Source organism: Sphingomonas sp. (genome assembly GCF_031380695.1).
In the GTDB taxonomy this organism is placed as follows: Bacteria; Pseudomonadota; Alphaproteobacteria; order Sphingomonadales; family Sphingomonadaceae; genus Sphingomicrobium.
Genome location: NZ_JANMWY010000229.1, coordinates 1 through 2622, shown reverse-complemented (window position 1 = coordinate 2622; position 2622 = coordinate 1). Strand labels below are relative to the sequence as shown.

Below are 2622 nucleotides of genomic sequence, written 5' to 3'. Positions count from 1 at the left end.
GTAGAGCGCGGTCATGATCGCCGTGATCGACGCGCAGCTCGCCTGATGCCCGCCGACCTTCAATCCGTCACGGCTCTCGCGCAGGTGGTTTGCGTTATGGATCGTCCACGACGACAGCCAGCGCAGCCGCGCCTCAATCGTCTCGAGCACCGCGATCGTCTCGGGTGCCGGCGTCAGCGCGGGCGGCTGGGGGTTGGCGATGATATCCACCGCCACGACATAACCAACCCGTATCATCCCCGCAAAACCTATTACGGCATCGGGGTTTCGCATTCAGGTCATGACATGCGGATGGCCATGGGCCGTCGCCCGATGTTTTGACATGCCGCCATGCGGAAATGCGATTTTCATTCGACCCGCCCGACGTGCGACCTACCATGGCGAGAACGGGAGATGACTGGTGGACCTGAAGGAGATTTCGGCGCAGCTGCGCGCGCGGCCTCTCGGCCATTCACTGCCCCAGCCCTTCTATACCGACGGCGATTTCTTCGCCTTTGATCTGGCTGCGGTATTTGGCCGAAGCTGGCTGTTCGTGGGGTTTGAGGTCGAGCTGCGCGAACCTGGCGATTATCTTTCGCTAACTATCGGCCAATGGCCGATCCTGGTCATGCGCGGCCGAGACGGCACGGTGCGCGGTTTCCATAACAGCTGTCGCCACCGCGGATCGGTTCTGTGTCCGGTCGGCGCTGGCCATGCCGCCAGGATCGTCTGCCCCTATCATCGCTGGACGTACGGGCTCGACGGCAGGCTACTCGCGGCGGGCCGGATGCCGGATGATTTCGACAAGGGCGAGCATGGCTTGAATCCGGTCAACCTCGAGATCGTCGCCGGCGCAATTCTGATCTGCCTCGCCGACACGCCGCCGCCGATCGACACGATGCGGCGCGACCTGACCCCCCTCCTCGCCCCGCAGAACTTCGCCCATGCCAAGTTGGCGCACCACTCGGTTCTGGTCGAACAGGCCAACTGGAAGCTGGTGATGGAGAACGCCCGCGAATGCTACCATTGTGCAACCGGCCACCCCGAACTGTCGCGCACCTTCCCGGTCAATGCCTCGGCCTATTTCGGCCTCGATTCCGCAGCCTCGCGGGCGTTCGAGCAGCGCATCGCCGCGCTCGACCTGCCGATGGGTCCGGCCGGCGAGGATTGGTGGCAGGCGGTCCGCTTTCCGCTCAACGAAGGCTCGGTAGCAATGACCATGGACGGTGAGTTCAACGTCGCGAAACTGATGTGCGACGCGGGCGGGGGCGACACCGGGTCGATGCGCTGGGCGATTGAGCCCAACGTCTTCTGCCATTCGACCAGCGAATATACCTTCGCCTTCACCGCCATGCCGATCTCGCCGACCGAAACCCATGTCGTGTCGAAATGGCTGGTTCACGAGGACGCCGTCGAAGGAGTCGATTACAGCGTCGAGACGCTGACCGATTTATGGACCCGCACCAACTTGCAAGACAAGGCATTGGCTGAAAACAACCAGCGGGGGATCTTCTCCCCTGGTTACACGCCGGGACCCTATAGTGCCGACGCGGAATCGCTGACGATTCGCCTCCTCGACTGGTACTGCGCCACCGCCCGCCGCTATCTCGATGAAGCCGGAGCATGACGGCGCACCACGACCCGACCTGGCATCCCGAGACGCTCGCGGTTCGCGCCGGCTACGATCCGGCGAGCGCGGGCAATTCGGCCAAGCCGCCGATCACCATGACCTCGACCTTCGCCTATGCGTCGGCCCGCCAGGCGAAGCATATCCACGAGGCCTATTTCGACGGTACCGGGCCCGAAGCGGGCAAGCCCAACCATATCTACGCGCGGCTCGGCCACCCCAATCTCGACATGGTCGAGGCACGGCTGGCTGCATTGGATGGAGCCGAGGCGGCCGCAGTGTTCAACAGCGGCATGGCAACCCACAGCGCGATTGCCTTGGCGCATTTGCGGCCGGGGAACAGCGTGGTGTTCAGCCGACCGATCTACGGCGGGACCAATGGGCTGCTGACCAACCTCATGCCGGGTTTCGGGGTGAAGTCCTTCGCCTTCACCGACGGTTGCGACCGGGCGGACATCGAGCGAGCGGTCAACGAGGCGCTTACGGCGGGACCGCTCAAGCTGATCATCATCGAGACCCCGGCCAATCCGACTGCGGCGATGGTCGATATCGCGCTTGTCGTGGCAATCGCCGATGAAGTCGGCACTCGCACCGGCGCCCGGCCGCTCGTAATCGTCGACAACACCTTGCTTGGCCCTCTGATGCAGCGCCCGATCGCGCTGGGTGCCGACCTGTGCATGACCTCGTTGACCAAATATTGCGGCGGACACAGCGACTTGCTTGCAGGCGGGGTGAGCGGGAAATTGACGCGGGTTCACGAGCTTCGCTTGCTCAGGACTACGCTTGGCAGCCACCTCGACCCCTATACTAGCTGGCTCCTGCTGCGTTCGATGGAGACGGTCCATCTGCGCATGGAGCGGGCCTCTGCCAATGCGCGCAAGATCGCCGATACGCTGCGCGATCTTCCCAAGGTCGCCGGCCAGACCCATCTCGGTCACCTCGCCGAGGGCACGCCCGTACGCGCGGTCTATGACCGCCAGTGCAGCGGCGCGGGCTCGACCTTCTCGTTCGCGCTC

At 64.0% G+C, this 2622-nt stretch carries 3 protein-coding genes; 2 read left to right on the top strand and 1 reads right to left on the bottom strand.

All coding sequences use genetic code 11. From position 1 onward, the window contains the following. A partial coding sequence (locus tag RMN84_RS08155) for a hypothetical protein (protein WP_309611680.1) occupies nt 1–237 on the bottom strand: 237 nt, incomplete at its 3' end. A gap of 163 nt (nt 238–400) precedes the next feature. Here RMN84_RS08155 and RMN84_RS08150 point away from each other — a divergent pair. Beyond that, on the top strand, nt 401–1606 hold the full coding sequence (locus RMN84_RS08150; RefSeq protein ID WP_309611679.1) for an aromatic ring-hydroxylating dioxygenase subunit alpha: 1206 nt from the start codon (nt 401–403) through the stop codon (nt 1604–1606). Further along, nucleotides 1603–2622 (top strand): aminotransferase class I/II-fold pyridoxal phosphate-dependent enzyme (locus RMN84_RS08145; protein WP_309611678.1); only part of this gene is annotated, 1020 nt, incomplete at its 3' end. The genes RMN84_RS08150 and RMN84_RS08145, both read left to right, overlap by 4 nt.